20 protein-coding genes and 1 pseudogene are annotated in these 16,242 nt (G+C 38.9%); 9 read left to right on the top strand and 12 right to left on the bottom strand.

Features of this window, described 5'->3' with window-relative positions; translation table 11 throughout:
* Positions 1–14: 14 nt before the first annotated feature.
* Positions 15–119, bottom strand: a pseudogene (locus IRB43_RS17985) (CGNR zinc finger domain-containing protein); the annotation flags it as partial.
* Between the two features lie 135 nt (positions 120–254).
* Positions 255–677, bottom strand: a complete 423-nt coding sequence (locus tag IRB43_RS06645) for a DUF2935 domain-containing protein (protein ID WP_203362660.1) — start codon at positions 675–677, stop codon at positions 255–257.
* Positions 678–830: 153 nt separating this feature from the next.
* On the opposite strand from IRB43_RS06645, the gene IRB43_RS06650 reads away from it, so the two are divergent.
* Both IRB43_RS06650 and trhA read left to right on the top strand, forming a co-directional pair.
* Positions 831–998 (top strand): YozQ family protein, encoded by a 168-nt coding sequence (locus tag IRB43_RS06650; RefSeq protein WP_238941857.1) that lies wholly within the window; start codon positions 831–833, stop codon positions 996–998.
* Between the two features lie 385 nt (positions 999–1,383).
* Positions 1,384–2,028 (top strand): PAQR family membrane homeostasis protein TrhA, encoded by a 645-nt coding sequence (trhA, locus tag IRB43_RS06655; protein ID WP_203362661.1) that lies wholly within the window; start codon positions 1,384–1,386, stop codon positions 2,026–2,028.
* A 39-nt stretch (positions 2,029–2,067) separates the two neighbouring features.
* Here the strand turns inward: trhA and IRB43_RS06660 are convergent, their stop codons facing one another.
* A complete protein-coding gene (locus tag IRB43_RS06660) occupies positions 2,068–2,622 on the bottom strand; it encodes a helix-turn-helix domain-containing protein (RefSeq protein WP_203362662.1) in 555 nt (184 codons plus the stop codon).
* 73 nt (positions 2,623–2,695) lie between these two features.
* On the opposite strand from IRB43_RS06660, the gene IRB43_RS06665 reads away from it, so the two are divergent.
* From IRB43_RS06665 to IRB43_RS06675, 3 genes are read left to right on the top strand one after another with little or no spacing between them, the layout of a single operon-like run.
* A complete protein-coding gene (locus tag IRB43_RS06665; protein ID WP_203362663.1) occupies positions 2,696–3,406 on the top strand; it encodes an AzlC family ABC transporter permease in 711 nt (236 codons plus the stop codon).
* Positions 3,403–3,729: an AzlD domain-containing protein gene (locus IRB43_RS06670; protein ID WP_203362664.1), complete on the top strand. Its 327-nt coding sequence runs from the start codon at positions 3,403–3,405 to the stop codon at positions 3,727–3,729. Before IRB43_RS06665 ends, IRB43_RS06670 begins: the two co-directional genes overlap by 4 nt.
* Before the next feature lie 15 nt (positions 3,730–3,744).
* Entirely contained in the window at positions 3,745–5,043 is a 1,299-nt protein-coding gene (locus IRB43_RS06675) for an MFS transporter (protein WP_203362665.1), read from the top strand.
* Positions 5,044–5,085: 42 nt separating this feature from the next.
* Here IRB43_RS06675 and IRB43_RS06680 read toward each other — a convergent pair whose 3' ends face one another.
* The 4 genes from IRB43_RS06680 to IRB43_RS06690 all read right to left on the bottom strand — a co-directional run bounded on the left by IRB43_RS06680 (position 5,086) and on the right by IRB43_RS06690 (position 8,173).
* The gene (locus IRB43_RS06680) at positions 5,086–5,679 is read right to left on the bottom strand and encodes a GNAT family N-acetyltransferase (RefSeq protein WP_343070810.1); all 594 of its coding nucleotides are present in this window, start codon (positions 5,677–5,679) and stop codon (positions 5,086–5,088) included.
* A 5-nt stretch (positions 5,680–5,684) separates the two neighbouring features.
* Positions 5,685–6,251 carry a dihydrofolate reductase family protein gene (locus IRB43_RS06685; RefSeq protein ID WP_203362666.1) on the bottom strand — a complete coding sequence of 189 codons (567 nt, stop codon included), beginning with the start codon at positions 6,249–6,251 and terminating at the stop codon, positions 5,685–5,687.
* Positions 6,252–6,688: 437 nt separating this feature from the next.
* The gene (locus tag IRB43_RS18065; protein WP_343070820.1) at positions 6,689–6,847 is read right to left on the bottom strand and encodes a GNAT family N-acetyltransferase; all 159 of its coding nucleotides are present in this window, start codon (positions 6,845–6,847) and stop codon (positions 6,689–6,691) included.
* A gap of 108 nt (positions 6,848–6,955) precedes the next feature.
* The gene (locus IRB43_RS06690) at positions 6,956–8,173 is read right to left on the bottom strand and encodes an MFS transporter (protein WP_203362667.1); all 1,218 of its coding nucleotides are present in this window, start codon (positions 8,171–8,173) and stop codon (positions 6,956–6,958) included.
* A gap of 156 nt (positions 8,174–8,329) precedes the next feature.
* On the opposite strand from IRB43_RS06690, the gene IRB43_RS06695 reads away from it, so the two are divergent.
* From IRB43_RS06695 to IRB43_RS06710, 4 genes are read left to right on the top strand one after another with little or no spacing between them, the layout of a single operon-like run.
* Positions 8,330–9,631, top strand: a complete 1,302-nt coding sequence (locus tag IRB43_RS06695) for a right-handed parallel beta-helix repeat-containing protein (RefSeq protein WP_203362668.1) — start codon at positions 8,330–8,332, stop codon at positions 9,629–9,631.
* On the top strand, positions 9,628–10,083 hold the full coding sequence (locus IRB43_RS06700; RefSeq protein WP_343070811.1) for a nitrous oxide reductase accessory protein NosL: 456 nt from the start codon (positions 9,628–9,630) through the stop codon (positions 10,081–10,083). The genes IRB43_RS06695 and IRB43_RS06700 overlap by 4 nt, the downstream gene beginning before the upstream one ends.
* Complete coding sequence (locus IRB43_RS06705) at positions 10,080–10,898, top strand: ABC transporter permease subunit (RefSeq protein ID WP_203362669.1); 819 nt, start codon at positions 10,080–10,082, stop codon at positions 10,896–10,898. The genes IRB43_RS06700 and IRB43_RS06705 overlap by 4 nt, the downstream gene beginning before the upstream one ends.
* On the top strand, positions 10,895–11,593 hold the full coding sequence (locus IRB43_RS06710) for an ABC transporter ATP-binding protein (protein ID WP_203362670.1): 699 nt from the start codon (positions 10,895–10,897) through the stop codon (positions 11,591–11,593). The genes IRB43_RS06705 and IRB43_RS06710 overlap by 4 nt, the downstream gene beginning before the upstream one ends.
* A gap of 38 nt (positions 11,594–11,631) precedes the next feature.
* On the opposite strand, the gene IRB43_RS06715 is transcribed toward IRB43_RS06710, so the two are convergent.
* From IRB43_RS06715 to IRB43_RS06735, 5 genes are all read right to left on the bottom strand, one after another.
* Complete coding sequence (locus tag IRB43_RS06715) at positions 11,632–12,288, bottom strand: nitrous oxide reductase accessory protein NosL (RefSeq protein WP_203362671.1); 657 nt, start codon at positions 12,286–12,288, stop codon at positions 11,632–11,634.
* A 321-nt stretch (positions 12,289–12,609) separates the two neighbouring features.
* Positions 12,610–12,753, bottom strand: coding sequence for a YrzI family small protein (locus IRB43_RS06720; protein ID WP_203362672.1), 144 nt, complete (start codon positions 12,751–12,753; stop codon positions 12,610–12,612).
* Positions 12,754–12,951: 198 nt separating this feature from the next.
* Complete coding sequence (locus IRB43_RS06725; protein ID WP_203362673.1) at positions 12,952–14,904, bottom strand: DUF6449 domain-containing protein; 1,953 nt, start codon at positions 14,902–14,904, stop codon at positions 12,952–12,954.
* Positions 14,879–15,781: an ABC transporter ATP-binding protein gene (locus IRB43_RS06730; protein WP_203362810.1), complete on the bottom strand. Its 903-nt coding sequence runs from the start codon at positions 15,779–15,781 to the stop codon at positions 14,879–14,881. The genes IRB43_RS06725 and IRB43_RS06730 overlap by 26 nt, the downstream gene beginning before the upstream one ends.
* Positions 15,774–16,163 (bottom strand): GntR family transcriptional regulator, encoded by a 390-nt coding sequence (locus tag IRB43_RS06735; RefSeq protein WP_203362674.1) that lies wholly within the window; start codon positions 16,161–16,163, stop codon positions 15,774–15,776. The genes IRB43_RS06730 and IRB43_RS06735 overlap by 8 nt, the downstream gene beginning before the upstream one ends.
* Between the last annotated feature and the right edge of the window lie 79 nt (positions 16,164–16,242).

The following is a 16,242-nucleotide window of genomic DNA, read 5'->3' on the forward strand; positions in this document are numbered from 1 at the left end:
ATCAAATATTTTCCAGAAAGCAATAAATCTTGACGTTGGCCACGTCTGACTAGTTCCGTGTTGACTAAATCTATAGAGAGATTACCTGATATTAATGGGCATTTTTTTGTTTCATTCATTAGCTCGTCTCCTATTTCTCATTGTCAGCTTATGATTAGCCTGTTGATTAAACAAGCACATCATTATTATACCTTGCTTTAATACGTTTCCATAATTTTTGCAGACAAAAACGGGACCAGTGGTAAGGTCCCGTTTCATGCTGAGAGTAATGCTTTAGCAATGCCAATAAAATATTCCGATTCACGAATGATATGGTTGATGACTGTTTTAGCGATAGGATTTTTTTGAACAGCGGCACTATTCTCTTTGATTTGTCGGCACAGTTCAATAAATTGTTCACTTTGCTTGAGGCAAAACTCAGTTAGTTTTAATACTTCTTGATATAAAACGGCAGGAATGTAACTGGCTGAGCGGTTGAGTGCTTCAATCATACGGACAATTTTTTGATGAGTCTCTGATAAAGATGCCTCCCATTTCTTTAAGGCGTCCACATATTCCTTTTCTAAATCCGGCAATAGTTCGCGAATGACGACAGTATGTTCTTCTTCTTGATGTTTCCAAAACTCCGCTTCATCCAATATGCGCAGTGGCATTTGCGGCCCGTAATAAAATTGCATAAACGCCATCCTTCCATCGCTTGTTTAGTACATGCTATGACTGCTGCTGAAGAAGTATGAATTTTTTCATAAATTTCCCCGTAAGCCTTGTCTGAATACTTTATGAAAAGGCGGTCAGACTAACAGAGAATACTGTTGAAAGGAGAAGGTGACATGAAGCAGAAAAAAGAGCATGGCATGGGATCTAGACTGATGAATCAAGAAGAAGCGATGAAAGCTGTACAGAAGGCAGACAACACCGATAACGCGATGGACATTACTCGAGAACAAATTAGCGATGTATATAATGAAGGGACCATTGATCAAGCGCAAGAAAGTTGAATGAGTGGCAGTTAGAATAAGAAAAGAGGCTATTCCCTCTTTTCTTATTCACGGGAGAAATATTTTCATTTACCACATCAATTATTTCCCCGGCAAGCGCAGAATTTGACAAATACTTTTATAATTCGTAAATGGGTTTCTTTTGATATCGCCCATTCATTTCCTGTTGTCTTTTAAGGAAAATACCTTTTTCCACCACTTCATGTGCGCTATTTTTTTCATTATCTCACAATATAGTCAATATGTTTATGGCATTTAGTGGATCGCGTTTCCTTCCGTTGTGTTAGCGTATTTTCCATCGTGAGTGAACACTCCGATTCCCAAAACGATATTTTTGATCATAGTATGGTAAAATAAAGATAGCTTAGTAAGAAGGAGCGATTAGATGGCAAATACGCATATATTTACTCGCGGTGAGGAAATTGCTAACTCCATTACTCATGGGGTCGGAGCGATCCTTAGTATTGCCGCATTAACGTTATTATTAGTGTTTTCCATTCTTTTTGGGAACGTGTGGCATGTTGTTAGTTTTACGGTGTTTGGGATCACGATGCTTATGCTTTATTTATCTTCAACATTAGTGCATAGTTTTCCTCAAGGAAAAGTAAAAGATTTATTTGAAGTGTTTGATCACTCGTCGATTTACTTTTTCATTGCTGGCACGTACACACCTTTTCTGTTTTTGGCAGTAAAAGGAACGCTTGGCTGGACGTTGTTTGCTGTGGTATGGGGGTTAGCGATTGCCGGGACAGTATTTAAATGTTTTTTTGTGAAAAGGTTTTTGAAAACCTCGACTCTTTTATATGTGATTATGGGCTGGTTAATTGTATTTGCTTGGGATACATTGGTGCAAAATATTTCAACGACTAGTTTAGCACTGCTCGTTACTGGAGGTATTTTATATACGTTGGGTGCCATTTTTTATGTATGGCGAGGTTTTAAGTTTCATCATATGGTGTGGCATTTATTTGTCCTCGCTGGAAGTGTTACTCACTTCTTTTCTGTGCTTTATTTATTGCCTAGCCACTAAAAAGGTTAGCTAGCTTTCATTTACGCTAGCTAACCTTTTTTATTCCGAATAATAAATGACCACAAAAAAAGTTGTCATTTCCTCCGTCGTATTTTTATACAAATGCTTGTCCTTGGCTTGAAAATGCAAGGCCTCTCCTTTGTTCAAAGCATACTCTTCTGCATTTATTTCAATCTTTAAATTCCCTTCATTAACTAAAACATACTCTTCACAAAAAGGATTATGTTTGTCTGACTCATGTGTATACCCTGGTTTTAGTTCTACAAAATATATTTCAAATTTTTTATCTGGATGAAAAGAAAACAAGGAGTAGACTAAATAATTACCTTGATCATCAATCAGTGGCTGCAATTGTTCTTTTTTTATTTGAGTAATTTGTGTCTCTTCTTCTTTCATAAAAGCAGAAAACGAAACGTTGAGTCCGTTGGCTATTTTCCAAAGTGTCGTTACAGTAGGGTTCGTATTGCCTTTTTCGATTTGGGCAAGCATCGCTTTGCTGACGCCTGTTAGTTCTGCCGTTTTATCTAAGCTTAAGTCTCTCTTTTTCCGAATAGCTGCGAAATTTTTTCCAATCACCTGTTGTAGAGAATCCATCGTATCCCCTCCATTTTGATTATTGATGATTATAACACACAAATGTATAATATATTAAACAAAAGGAGGGTTCATGGTGGAGATCGCCCAAGAAGAAAGGTTAACTTTTATACAAGGAGTGAAAGATTGCGTTCCGACATTATTAGGATACATAAGCATTGGCTTTGCTGCAGGAGTTGTAGGTGTTGCATCAGGGTTAAGTGTGTTGGAAATGGCCTTAATGTCCACGCTTGTTTATGCAGGGGCGGCACAATTTATTATTTGTGGCATGTTGGCGACAAATAGTCCCCCGTCGGCGATTATTTTTACCGCATTTATTGTGAACTTACGTCATTTTTTATTAAGTGCGACGTTAGCTCCTCATTTTTCGCAATATTCTTTACTAAAAAACACAGGCATTGGAGCGCTTGTGACTGACGAGTCATTCGGTGTGGCCGCCAGCCGAATTTTCAGCTCGAAACCGGTCAATGACCGTTGGATGAATGGTCTGAACCTGACTGCTTATATTACATGGATTGCTGCTTGCGTCATTGGATCACTACTTGGTAAATGGGTATCGGACCCAGAAAAATTCGGATTGGATTTTGCGTTGACGGCTATGTTTGTTGCTTTACTCGTGTTACAGCTCGATAGTTTAAAACGTTCACAGTTAACACATTATTTATTTTTAATTTTGTCGATGGTTGTTTGCATGTATATTTTGTCTATTTTTCTATCCATTGATCTAGCTGTCATTTTATCTACTATTATTGTTGCAACGATTGGTGTGGTGACAAGTAAATGAGCCTGAATGTAACTGTTTTACTCGTGATTATTGGTTGTGCGATCGTCACATTTATTCCTCGGGTAGCGCCTTTTTTAATTGTTAGAAATGTCAAGCTACCAGAGCCGGTGATGAAGTGGTTATCTTTTATTCCTGTTTGCATTTTAACGGCTCTTGTGGTTGGCAGTGTCATAGAAAGAGAACCTGGTCAGTTCCCTATTTTAAATATAGAAATACTGTTAGTGTTACTGCCAACTCTTATTCTTGCGATTTGGACAAAAAGTTTATTATTTACGGTGATTGCTGGGGTTGTCTTGATGGCTCTAGTTCGTACATTTATGTAAAGGGGGTTCTGTCAAATGATTGATTCACAAGCGGCAAACAGCAAGCCTACTTCGCTACAAAGCTACATAGATTCTCCCCAAATGCAAAAACAGCTATATCGACGGACATTAATAATTGTAGTGATGTCACAAATTTTTGGAGGAGCAGGACTGGCAGCGGGTGTCACAGTCGGTGCCCTTCTTGCAGAAAGTATGCTTGATACAAACAGTTTAGCTGGAGTTCCGGCTGCACTGTTCACCCTTGGCTCAGCCTTAGCTGCCTGGCTAGTTGGGCGATTCTCTCAGCGCTATGGTCGCCGTTTTGGTCTTGCCACAGGATTTATCACTGGTGGAATCGGAGCGATTGGGGTCGTGACAGCCGCTGCGTTTGATCAGATCTTTCTTCTGTTTGCTTCACTATTCATTTATGGTGCAGGTACAGCGACAAACCTGCAAGCACGTTACGCAGGTACAGATTTGGCTACGCCTACACAACGGGCCACTGCTATTAGTATCGCGATGGTCTCGACCACTTTTGGAGCGGTAGCTGGGCCCAACTTAGTAAGTATCATGGGAGAAGTGGCCACATTTATTGGCATTCCAGCGCTAGCCGGCCCGTTCATCTTAGCGGCCGTTGCCTTTATTTTAGCTGGGTTAGTGTTACTTATTTTTCTTCGCCCCGATCCGCTCATTGTAGCGCAAGCGCTTGCTGATGCGAAGGTTTCGGACAATAGTCAACTGTCAGAACAAAAGGCTGAAACAACAGCGATTCACAAACGAGGCATGGTAGTCGGAGCGACGATTATGATATTAACTCAAATTGTGATGGTCGCCATTATGACGATGACACCTATACATATGAAACATCATGGTCATGGATTAAGTGAGGTAGGAATGGTGATTGGCATTCACATTGCAGCGATGTATCTCCCTTCTCTTGTGACAGGGTTTCTTGTCGATAAAGTTGGGCGAACCCTCATGGCAATTGCTTCTGGTGTCACTTTACTATCAGCTGGCGTACTGGCTGCTTTGGCCCCTGCTGATTCCATGTTCGGACTGACGACTGCGCTGGCTCTGCTTGGAATTGGCTGGAATTTCGGCTTAATTAGCGGAACGGCACTTATCATCGATGCAACTCCCCCCTCTACTCGTGCAAAGACGCAAGGAACTGTTGATGTCTCGATCGCGTTAGCTGGGGCATCTGGTGGAGCAATGTCTGGGATGGTTGTTGCCCATTCCAGTTACGCTACTCTTTCCCTTGCTGGAGGGATCCTTGCGCTTCTCCTTGTGCCAGTAGTGGTTTGGTCGCGCAGAAAGGTCGATAAGGACGAATAATGCTAAAAAAACGAGGAAGAACATATGGCGTTTTTCCTCGTTTTAAAATGGTCGTTTCTTTTCAAAATGAGTTAAAAACAAGTGTTCATTCACTTTTCTCTCTTCAACTATTTGAAATCCATGCTTCAGATAAAATCGCACGGCTGGTGTATTTTTAGAACCAGTTGATACGATTACCTTCTCAGCCTCTCTATTTCTTTCAATGATCGTAAGTAGCTTCTCTGCTATTCCTTTTCTAAAATGCTTTGGATGCACAAGTAAACGATGAATATCAATTATATTTTTTTCGGCTTTTTTTATAGAGATAGCCCCACAAAGTTCATTGTTTACAAAATAACCGAAGAAAGTTTCCCCGCATTGTTGCAACGTTTTCACAGTATCTTTTAAAGGAGGGAGCTCAAAAAAGCCGATGATTTCTGCCTCCACCTTATAAGAAAGAAGTTGAATTTTTAACACTTCCTCAGCAATTTTTTGGTTGGTAATATCAAGTTCTTTGATCAAAGTGTTGTCCCTTCTTTCTACAATTTCATATTTCTTATAGTATACTAATGAGGAAATATCTATAAAGTTTTTGAAGGAGGAAGTCTTTAATGATATTCCTAAGGATTTAATGTATTTTATCTTTGGAATGTACAATATTATCAATTCCTATTTAAATGATAGATTAGTTGTACTACGCCAGAAGAGAAAGTTTTTGTATTAACCATTTTCAAATTAATTCTCTGATTAATATCAATAAACATCGGTTTCCCTTCACCCAAAATAACAGGGTGAACAGATAATCTAAATTCATCCACAAGCCCTAAATTGATAAAAGTTGTTATAAGATTTGCTCCACCGTATAGCCAAATGTCTTTACCAGGCTGATTCTTTAATTTATTTACTTCTTCAAGAATATTATCATTTATGAATACCGCTTTATCGTCTACCCCTTTTTGCATTTTGGAAAACACATATTTTTCTTTACTATGAATCAGATCCCACATTTCCTTGTCGCTATCAGGATCTTCAGTTTTCGGGATATATTGTCCCCATTCATCGTAACTTTTTCTACCATATAAAATAGTATCAATTTGATTTAAGAAATTAATAAAACCCATCTCAGAGTCCATGATACACCAATCAACTTCACCGTTTTTCCCCTCAATTAAACCATCCAAAGTTACTGCTAAATCTAAAATTATTTTTCTTTGGTCTGCATTTTTCATAATTTTTCCTCCTTTATTCAAATTGAGATGATCTGTGTCTATTAATGTAACCCAAATCGTTAATCATTAGCGAATAAATATAACGAGAAAAAGTAAAAGTGAAGATTCATTTTTCTTCCGGGACTCCTACATAAAAAGGAAATGTTGACTTCATCTCTATTCACCTAGCATGCTCATGTCTATAAGTAATATTAGTAAATCGGTAAGCATAAAACTCAGGTGTTTATGTCCGCTAGTACTTATTGCGAAATAAGTTCCATTCCTGCACAGACACCTAGTATAATATTTAGATGGGTAGTTATGCGTGCTGATAGGCTTATTTCCATTTTACTTCTGCTGCAACAAAAGGGAAATTGACAACCAGAAAATTAGCCAAGGAATTAGAGGTAGCGTTCAAAGAATAAAGTTCACTGGACGATTTGTACAAATTTTAGTTTCTATTTTATTTCATAATTCAACCAAACGGCTTTTTTTGCTCCCATTTTGTCATATAATGCTTGGGCTATTACATTATCATGTGCCGTTTCCCAAGCCATATGGGAATAATCGTTTTCTCGCATGTGAGAAAGGCAAGTTTCGAATAACTTTTCACCGATTTAAAAAAGATTTTTTATACAAAAGCGAATAATTTATTCATTAGTAAATAAATGTGAAAAGAAATGAAAAAACAGGAGAATTTCAGTGTATATCTCCTGTTTCTTCACCTATCTTCTATTTAAATCTCTCACCTTTTGATCTCCTGGCAATGCTAAAGCACTCACTCCTAAAAGTGGTAGAAAGCTAGCAAGGATCATCATAAATTTTAAACTGTAGTGATCGGCTAAAATGCCAAAAAACACAGAACCGATCGCTCCCATTCCAAAGGCCAGCCCGACGATTAATCCGGAAACCATGCCGACTTTTTCTGGGAATAATTCTTGAGCGTAGACAACGGAGACACTGAAGCTAGAAAGTAAGATAAAACCAATAAGAAAGAACAACGGCAACACAAAAGTTAGTGGAACATAAGGCAAGGCAGCGGCTAATGGGGCGGCTCCAAGCATTGAAAAGACGAGAATCTTTTTCCTACCGAAACGATCAGCTAGCGGTCCACCTAGAAACGTACCGGCAACACCAGCAGCCATGTAGACAAATAAGTATAGCTGCGCTTCTTTTATTGATAGTCCATAATTTTCAATTAAGTAAAATTGATAGAAGTTAGTGATAGCGGCTGCGTACCAAGACCGTGCAAATACAAAAAAGATTAATAGAACCATGGCCCACTTCACGCTCGTATGTAATGTTTTCTTGATGGATGAACGCTGCTTGTTTTTTGCTTGTTCGTTCATTTGCAATTGGTGTTTATACCAAACGGAGACTCGATAAAGCAACAGAACACCGATCGCTGTCACACCAGCAAACAACAATGCCCCTTTTTGACCTATTGGGACGAAAATAAAGGCGGTAAAGATCGGAGCAAGCGATTGGCCTCCATTCCCTCCCATTTGATAGATGGATTGGGCGAGGCCTCTTTTTTGGCCAGCAGCCATATAAGCAACGCGTGAACCCTCTGGATGAAAAACAGCGGATCCAAGCCCGATAAACAAAACAGCCAATAAGAGGGAATAAAAGTTAGGCGATAAGCCAAATCCGATCACACCTAGCATTGAAAGCCCCATTCCGATTGGCAATAAATACGGCTGTGGTTTCCGGTCAGCAACTGCGCCAAACACAGGTTGCATTAACGAGGAGGTAATATTTAACACAAAGGCGATCCAACCTAGCTGAGCGTAAGAAAGAGCAAGAGACTTCTCTAAAATCGGAAACATCGCCGGAACAACGGCTTGAATCGAGTCGTTAATAAGATGTCCGCCGCTAATCGCAAATAAGATACTATAAGTAGTTACTTGAGCGACAGATGTTTGTTTGGCTACAACTGACATCCTTTCAGCTCCTTTTTTTTGTATTTTTCTCATTATAGTCGATCTTCTTGATTTTGTCTGTTCGATCCAAAAAAGTATATTTCATAAAAGTTTCGCTATTACTTCTTTTATATTTCACAATTATGTAGTAAAACAGGAAAGAAAGGATGTGAGCCAATGAAAAACGCGGTGGCATTAGCAAGTTGGCTAATTCTCTTCCCTTTTAGTTTCAGTGTGGTGAAAGCGGATGCACCGATTGAGCTTCAGCCGCTCATCGATCAGGCACCGCCAAAGTCGGAGATTCGCTTAGAACGCGGGTTATATGCAGGACCTGTCGTGATTGATAAGCCGCTGACGATTAAAGGAGAGAAAGGAGCCGTAATTGACGGCGGGAAAAATGGTAACGTAGTGACGATTCAAGCCGATGACGTTGCGGTCCATGGGGTGACGATTCAACATTCCGGAAAAGGAGCCCAGCAAGCAGGAATTTTAATCGATAAAGCTAAATCAGCAAAAATTATTGACAATTACTTAAAAAATGTTCACTACGGCGTCTTTATTAGAGGTGGCCGCTCTCATATGATCTCTAACAATCATTTTTCGAGTTATCCAGGTCATTTTTCTACTCGTGGGAATGGCATTCATTTACTAGCAACGGCAAATAATCGAATAGTGGCAAATGAAATGACGAACGTGCAAGATGGGATTTATTTAGATGAGTCTTCAAATAACGAAATGAATGAGAACACGATCAGTGGGTCGAGATATGCTACTCACTTTATGTTTTCAACGGATAATTCTGTCAAAGGTAATCATTTTTTTGACAATATCAACGGGGTTATGGCAATGAATTCCAAAGGGATTGACATCGAAGAGAATCTTTTTGAAAAGCAGCTGAACTATCGTGGATTTGGTGTGTTAATTTATGAAACGGAAGATGTTCAGCTTGAAGATAACGACTTGCTTTACAATCATAATGGTTTGTCTCTTCAATCTTCGAACAATATTTCTGTTAAGAACAACATTATTGCCGGTAATTATATTGGTTTGATTACGGAAGGAAAAAATAGCGATATTCAACTAAGTGAGAATCGTTTTGAAGGCAACATTATTCAGACGAAGTTGACCGGTTCTGCTTTTTCTCTTGATGATGGCAAGAACGGCAACTATTGGGATGATTATCATTCCTATGATGTAGATGGTGATCAAATTGGAGAAGTTGCGTATCAAGGCGGCTCTACTTACAGCAGACTTCTTCATCAGTATCCACATTTGCAGTTTTATTTTGAGAGCCCTGCGATGACCGTGTGGCAATCGGCAGAGAAAATGTTTTCTTTGCAAAGCGACCAAGAGAATGCCGATCGCTTTCCATTGGTTCAACAGACGAAACCATTCGGTGGATCGTATGGTTTCGTACTGCTGATTCTACTAGGAGCGGCGCTGTACATATGGAGAAGAAAAAGGAGTGAATCATTGTGAAGCGTATATTTTTAGGAATAGCGGCTTCGACGATGCTGTTGGGCGCTTGCGGAAAACAGCAGTCGTACGAGCCTGTAGAGATTAATCCAGATATTGATGTTTGCGACATTTGCAATATGAGTATTACCGAGACTCAATATGCAACAGAGGTCATTTTAAAGGATGGATCAGTGGAAACTTTTGATGATATCGGCTGCATGGTGGAGTATTTAAACGAGCAAGATGAGAAAGACATTGGAGAGAAATATGTCCGAGATGCGTTGAGTGGTGATTGGGTGAAACTAGATGAAGCGACGTTTCTATACAAAAAAGATTATTGGACACCGATGGCTTATGGTGTCGTCTCTTTCTCTGATCAGTCCTCTGCCGAAAGCTATATGAAAAAGGAAGGAAAAGGTGAAATATTAACACTAGACGAGGTTATGAAGCATGATTGGGGTGGCCACCAGTGACAGCTTGGACTATTGCTCGCCATGAAATCAAGCTAGCGTTTAGAAGTAAGTGGCTGCTTGTGTTTGCCGGCTTGTTCACCTTGCTCGCTGGCATTATTATTTTTTTTACTGGACAATCGAGCGGCGATTTTGATGGATTTACACGAGGGACAGCCAGTCTGTTAAATTTATCTCTGTTTTTATTGCCATTATTAACACTCTTAGTCGGCGGATTATTAGTGGCCGGAGAAAAAGAAGATGGTCGTTTAGGATTATTGCTCACCTACCCTCTCTCTTCTCTGTCTGTCATACTAGGAAAGTATATTGGGCTTGCTGTTTCGCTCGTTTTTATTTTAGTGCTGGGTTACGGAGTATCTGCCGGCTTGTTTTTTCAATCGTCTGGAAGCAATGTTTCGCTATTGCTTGTGTTCTTCGGAACCTCAGTGCTGTTAGTTTTGATGTTTTTATCTTTAGCTTTATTCGTTGGGATCATCGCAGCCGGGCGACTTCAAGCGTTAGGAATTGGCTTGTTTTTATGGGCATTTTTTGTCCTTTTTTATGAATTTATTATGATGGCGATGACGATGGTTACCGGACCCGCGATGGTAGTGCCCCTTCTTACGGTCTCTGTTTTTTTAAATCCTGTGGAGCTCATTCGCGTATTTACCGTTTTATTTTTAGGGAGCGGCACCATTTTTGGTCCTTCTGTTTATGACTTTACCATTTGGGCTGAAGGAAACGCCGGCGTGATCATGTTTGTCGTTGCTTGTTTCTTTTGGATAGTGATCCCTTTATGGCTCGCCAATTTTGTCATGAATCGAGGAAAAACATTATGATTACTTTTCATGAAGTCAGTAAATCTTTTCAAAAAAAACAGGTCATCTATCCTTTATCATTTACGGTTGAGCCAGGGGAATGTATCGCTTTGTGCGGAGGCAATGGTGCAGGAAAAAGTACGATCATCAAAATGATGACGGGCATTTATACGCCAGATTCGGGAGAGATTTTATTAAATGGCCATAAATCAGGAGATAGAAAAACGGATTTTCGCTCGCAATTTGCTTATATGCCGGATGATTTATCCGCTCCCCCTTTATTGACAGGGAGAGAAACATTAACATATTTTGCTGATTTACAAAAAGCAGATCGTCAGCAAGTTGATGAACTGCTTGCTCTCGTTGGATTAAGCGAGCATGCTGATAAGAAGGTAAAGTCTTATTCGAAAGGGATGCAACAACGATTATCTTTTGCTCAAAGCTTGCTGTCAAAGGCTCCTATTTTAATTTTAGATGAACCCACCAATGGACTCGATCCGTACTGGGTGCATCGAATGAAGGAAATCATTATCGAGAAAAAAAATCAAGGACAAACGATTTTGTTTACAACGCATATCCTATCAGTTGTGGAAGAAATAGCGGATACACTTGCCTTTTTACAAGAAGGACGCTTACTCGTTCATCAAAAGGTAGAGACCCTGCTTGATCAGCACGCTTCCTTAGATGAAGCTTTGTTTAAAGAATACAGCAAATAATAAAGCAGCCCGGCTAGCTGAGCCGGGCTGCTTTATTATTAATGACCTTCATGCTTCATTTCTTCGTCTTTTTTCATATCACTATGTTCGCCTTCACCATGCTTCATATCGCCTTCTTGCATTTGTTTCTTTTTCATATAGCGTTCATTGGCAATTTGATCGATATCTTCTACAGTGGCTGGTGTTGCATTTTGATGTTTCGTTGTAAAAGCATTTAAGCTCTCATCATCTTTGAAAAAGGCAAAACCGTAGTTCATTGGTGTTTTCATGTCCGTTTTCAAGATTTTTGCGTCATCAACAGATACCCAGTCTAAACCGTTATAGTCGCGAACAAATCGCTCTTTTGCTGGTTTCTCTGCGTCTCTTTCATAGTTTAGCATACAACCGATATCGTCAAAGAAAAGTGTTTCGCCATCTTCTGTGACCATTTTAGCTGTAAATTGTCCCATATCTTCGCTCTTCATGTATACTTTCATATCACAAAAAGCACAAGTAGTTTCCGCTGTTGGCTCCCCATCCTCATGCTGATGAGCTTCTTCTTTTTTCACTTCTTCTTTTGGAGTCGTTTCTGCTTGCTGCTCAGTTGCCGCTTTTTCCTCCGTTGCTGGTTTGGATTCCTCTGCTTTTTCATTGCTAGAGCAAGCAGCTAAGCTAAGTGCCGCAGCAGCAGTCAGTATGTACAGTTTTTTCTTCATTTTGTTTTCCCCCTATATTTTGTATATGTTAAGTATAAGAAGAAATTGTGAGAAAAGAATGAAGAAAGTAAGAGGATTTAATGAAATAGCAAAAAAAATAGCAGATTTGAAGATGAAATGTTGTAGTTGGTCGGTATGCTTTTGGCCAATGCTGAATAAAAAACCCCTAACGATTCATATCGTTAGGGGTGATGGTGTCATAAGGACTGGTCAGTTTCACTAGGCAGAGTCTTTCCTAATATAAAGTGCAGCTTTCCATTTAGATTGAATCGGTTGTAATTTAATCATAAGACATTCTCCTTTCCTATTTCCTCAGTTGGATTAAAATAGATGATTCATTTGTTCTTGTTGCTTCTTTCGCATTTCGTCATAGATTTCTTCCACACGTTGTTCATGGATATACTCTTCCACGGTTTTTTCGCGTTTTTTAATCGTGATAATGACAAAAATAAGGTTGATCGTCATTCCTTCTCACCTCCTTTCAGAGAGCAATGAAAGCTTCTGCCTCGGAAGTTTGTGAAAGTTGACCAGTTCCAGAACATGTGTGTTTGAACAGACGAAACTGAAAGCTAATTTATACCTTTCTAATTATATCCAAAACATCTTTAAAATGCCATTGTTTTTTTGAAAAAAATGAAAGAGAGGGAAAACCCTCTCTCTACCTTACTTTGATAGTTGTTCTTTTATGAATGCAGGCGCTTCTTTTTTACTGATTTGTTCAATTGTAGGATGGTCTTGATTTTTCAGATAATAAGCGATGGCGTAGGAGTTATTTTCTCCCCCAGTAGGAGCAACCGAAAGTAATTTCTCAATTTGACCCTTATCTTTTATTTTGATTTGTTTGATAGAGGATTTGACTTGACCACGGTCATCAATAGCCCCGTAAAGATCAGGACTAGCTGCCGTTTCAAATACGATGGCGTAACCAATATCATAAGGCATCACTTTTATTTGTTCTAATAATCCTTCATCTTCAAGCCACTTCTCTACAGAGGGATAAGTCTTTTGCCAAGGTGCGGATATCATTTCTTCATTATCAAAATAGATCTCTATTCTTCCCCAACTATTTGTATTGTTTGTGAGATCTTCTTTCTTCATTTCTTCTTTTAGCAATGCAATTAGTTGTTTCATTTGTTTCGGATTTGTTAAAGTCAGTTGCTTGTTATGAGCGATATCTGAGTACAAGTTAATATTCTCAATATTGGTGTCGTCTATTCTTAATAAAGGATATTGATTGTACTTAAACTCTTCCGAACTAGCAAGCTCACCAATCCATTTCTCGTATTGGGTGATAGAAATATCATATTCTCGGATGAATTTCTTTCCCTGTTCTGTTTTATAAGCAAAAACTACAGGAGTTACATTTTTCAACTGGTGAGATTTATTTTTGATCGCTTGCTGATGAAACTCGGTGATTTTCTTGATGTTGACGGGATCCTTATAAAAGTTTGACGCTTGAATTTCAGTTGTATTCACAAGGTCATCCTGATGATAGCCATAGATCCCATCAGAAAAATAGGCTTCTTCTATTTTGGCCATATCTGGAACTTTCTTTTCATATACTCCATCTAAACTGTGGATAGATAGAGCTAATAGTAAAGTCGCCCCCATAAACAGTAAGTAACCTTTCCAATGCACGAATACTCTCGTTGTTTTTTCAACAATCATTCTAGCAATAAAATAGCTTAAAAATGAGAAGATCAGTAGTCCGAATACAATCCAAGGTACAGTATGCTGGATGCTACCAAAGTATAGACCGCCAAATAGCATTGCCAAAAATGTACAGCTGTAGACGAATACGGGGCGCAATTTCGGGAAAGCAAGAGCCAATGTCGCTGTTTCAGTGGGGCGACGTTTATAGGCTGCTAGCGCGATGAACAAGCATAGCATTGACCCCCCACCATACACTAGCCACTCCCACCATTGCAACGTAATATCCGTGCCAGAATAAATACGTGAAAAAATAATAAAACGTTCGAGATTAAAGTTTAAATAGTATTCAGCAGAAAATCCATGAAGCAAAAATTTAAGATTATAAACGGCTAATACGATAAATCCAATGGGCAAAAGAAAAAGGGCATAAGTGAACAAAATTTGCATAACGGACATCCCAGTGAGCATGCTTGAGAAAACGGCTGCTGCATAGATCACAAAGTTCCAAAACAGAGTAAAGCCGATCCAAATTAAGACATCAGAAGCTGAGAAATATTGGACACCAAGTGCCCATTGACTCACTGTTAGCACTACTGCCGTTGAGACAACCGGAATGATCATGAAAATGAATCCACAAATCGTGTATTGATAAAATAATGTCGACCGTGAAACCGGTAAGCTATGCATAAAATCAGCAGCGGCTTTGACGTGCAAATAGCGGAAGGCAAAAACAGCAAACCCGACTGGCACCGTCAAAATCAGCATCGTTTGCGTATCAGCTGATAATTGAAACACAGATGGAAGATCGTTAATGAACTCCCACTCTTCATTCGTATGTTTCACTAGTAATTGCAAAGGAACGATAAAAAATAGAAGAAGAAAGTAAAGAAAACTAAGCCAACCTAAGACTTTTGCCTTCTGTCTCCAAATGCCTTGATTAAAAAATAAAATTGCTGACACCATATCCTGCTTCCTCCATTTCATATGAGAATATTTCCTCAAGAGTGATCGGTAGCACATCGACTAACAATGGCTGAAAAGCAGAAACATCAGCATGAATCTTTTTCTCTTTTCCTTTGACGATGAAAATGTGAATGCTACCACGTTGTTCATGGTGAATGATATTGAGTTTAGCTAGAAATTCGGAAGGAATGTCTCCTCGAAAGGCCACTTGAATTTTGTGTAAATTGCTTTTTAACTCATCCAGTTCTCGCTCTAATAAAACCGTCCCCCCATGTAAAATCGCTACATGATCGCAAATATTTTCAAGCTCTCGTAAATTATGAGATGAGATAACAATCGTCATATTCCGCTCAGCGACATCTTCCATTAACAGCTGCTTAATTTTCTTTCTCATTACGAGATCTAACCCATCTAGTGGCTCATCTAATAGTAAATAATCTGGCATACAGCATAAGGCAAACCAAAAAGCGGCTTGTCGTTGTTTCCCTTTTGATAGTTGATGTAACCTCACATGTAAAGGAAGATCAAACATGTTGCTTAGTTGTTCGAAACGATGTTGATTCCATTTTTGATACACTTGTTGATAAAAATAAGCCATTTGCTTAATCGTATGTTGAGCAAAAAAATAAGGGATATCAGGTAGAAATAAAACTTCTTGCTTTAATTCTGGGTGCTGTTTCATCTCTTGACCATTGATACAAACTTTTCCATTGTCTGGTTCCATAATGCCTGCTATCACTTTTAATAGCGTCGTTTTTCCAGCACCGTTTGATCCAAGCAAACCATAAATAGATCCTTTAGTCACAGTTAAGTTTACTTGAGCTAAAGCTTCTGAATCACTTTTAAAGGCTTTAGTTAAATCACGAACTTTAATCAACATTTTTCCCTCCTTTTATACGTTGTTCTGCTTTCTCTGCTAATTCAGTTATTTCTTTTTTACTAATTCCTAAATATAAGGCTTCTGAAATTAAGGCTAATAATTCGTTTTTCAATTGCTCCACCCTCTGTTCATTTGCAATACTGGTTTGTTTTTTGACAAAGCTTCCTTTTCCAGGAAGAGAATAAATAAACCCTTCCCTTTCTAACTCTCGATAAGCTTTTTGAATCGTATTCGGATTAATTGCTAGGTCGCCTGCGAGTTGTCGAACAGAAGGAAGCTGCTCGTCTGGCTGAAAAACGTCATGCATAATCATTTCCTTTATTTTTTCCGTCAACTGTTCGTAGATGGGTTTCCGACTTTTAATATCAAGAATGATCACACCCCAATACCTCCTTTCACTGTATCAACTGTATTAATTTAAATAATACACTTAATACACTGTATATTTCAATCTTTTT

Origin of the sequence: Bacillus sp. REN10 (assembly GCF_016820555.1) — a bacterium.
GTDB lineage: Bacteria > Bacillota > Bacilli > Bacillales > Domibacillaceae > Bacillus_CE.